Source organism: Herbaspirillum lusitanum P6-12, from assembly GCF_000256565.1.
GTDB classification, from domain to species: domain Bacteria; phylum Pseudomonadota; class Gammaproteobacteria; order Burkholderiales; family Burkholderiaceae_D; genus Herbaspirillum; species Herbaspirillum lusitanum.
Genome location: NZ_AJHH01000059.1, coordinates 1 through 1548 on the forward strand (window position 1 = coordinate 1; position 1548 = coordinate 1548).

General features: G+C 64.3%; 1 protein-coding gene. It reads right to left on the reverse strand.

What is annotated here, in order from left to right; translation table 11 throughout:
• Positions 1–1548 (reverse strand): DNA ligase D (gene ligD, locus HLUSI_RS0102335; protein WP_016832447.1); only part of this gene is annotated, 1548 nt, incomplete at both ends.

Genomic DNA, 1548 nt, shown 5'->3' on the forward strand with positions numbered 1-1548 from the left:
TGGCGGTCGCCGCATTGCGCAGGTAATCAATGAATATCTTGCCGGTGCGCGCCGCCTTCGCCATCTTCGCCGTGAAATGATCGGGTAGCACCTGCACCATGTGCTCGGCGACGCTGCGCGACCATTCCTTGACCACCTCCCACTCCTGTTCCGGCACGATCGGCACGACCACGTGCAGTCCCTTGCCGCCGGTGGTCTTGACGAAACTGCGCAAGCCGATCTCTTCCAGCAGACCGTGCACCAGCCTAGCGCCCTCGACCACCTTGCTCCACGGCACCTCGGGCGCGGGATCGAGATCGAAGATGATGCGGTCGGGCTGCGCCAGCTTGCCCTCGCGCGCACCCCAGGTATGCAGTTCCAACACGCCCATCTGCACGGTGGCGACCAGGCCGGCGATGTCGTTGACCATCATGTACTCAGCGCTGCCCTTGCCTTCGGGGACCGCGATCTTCTCCACCGCGGCGGGAGCGCCCTGGCCGAGGTGGCGCTGAAAAAAACACTTGCCGACGCTGCCATCGGGACAGCGCACCATGGTCATCGGACGCTGCTGCACGTGCGGCAGCAGCCAGTCGGCGACGGTCGCGTAATACTCGGCGAGATCGCGCTTGCTCAGGTCCGGGTCGGTGAACAGCAACTTGTCGGGATGCGTCAGGCGCATGCCTTCGATGGATTCGATGGAGGAGTTGGTTGAAGAGTTGGCGGAAGGCTTTTTCGCCGCCCTGCTTTTCGGCGCGTGTTTTGCATCTTCTTTTGCATCTCCTTTTGCATTCGCCTTCACTTCCAGCCGGGATGTCGCAATCGCCTTCTCGCGTACGATTTCTTCCGCCTTCTTGTCCTCGCGCAGGGCGACGAATGCTCCATGGCGCAGGATGCCGGCGCTGGTCCATTGGGCAAAGCGCACCTCGGCCACCAGCGCCGGCCTGAGCCAATGGACCCCGCGCCGCTGCTGGCCGGTAGGTGGATTGGCAAAGGCTGGCTGGTCCTGCTCCAGCGGGCCGAACTGCTTGAGCAGCGTCTCCAGCAGCTTGTCATCGAAACCGGTGCCCACCCGCCCGGCGTAGCGCAACTGCTCGTGCTCATCGTAGACTCCCACCAGGATGGCCCCAAAGCCGCTGCGTTGGCCGGCGGGTTCGGTATAGCCGGCGATGACGAATTCCTGGCGCATGGCGCACTTCAGCTTGACCCAGCTGCGGTCGCGCCGTCCTGCATAGGCGGCGTCGGCGCGCTTGACCACGGTGCCTTCCATGCCGTGCAGGCAAGCGTGGCGGTAGACCTCGGCGGCGTCGCCGACGACGTGTTCACTGAATCGGATCAGGCCGCTGTGGTCTACGCCCGGCACCACTTCGCGCAACAGACGCTTGCGCTCCAGCAGCGGCGTGTCGCGCAAGTCTTTGCCGTTGAGCCAGAGCAGGTCGAACACATAGATGGCCAGCGTCACCCCGTCATAGCCGGTCGGATCCTGCAGCGCTTCGAAACTGATGCTGCCGTCGTCCAGCACGGCCACCACTTCGCCGTCGCGCAGGTCGAGGGTGATGTCCGGATGCTGGG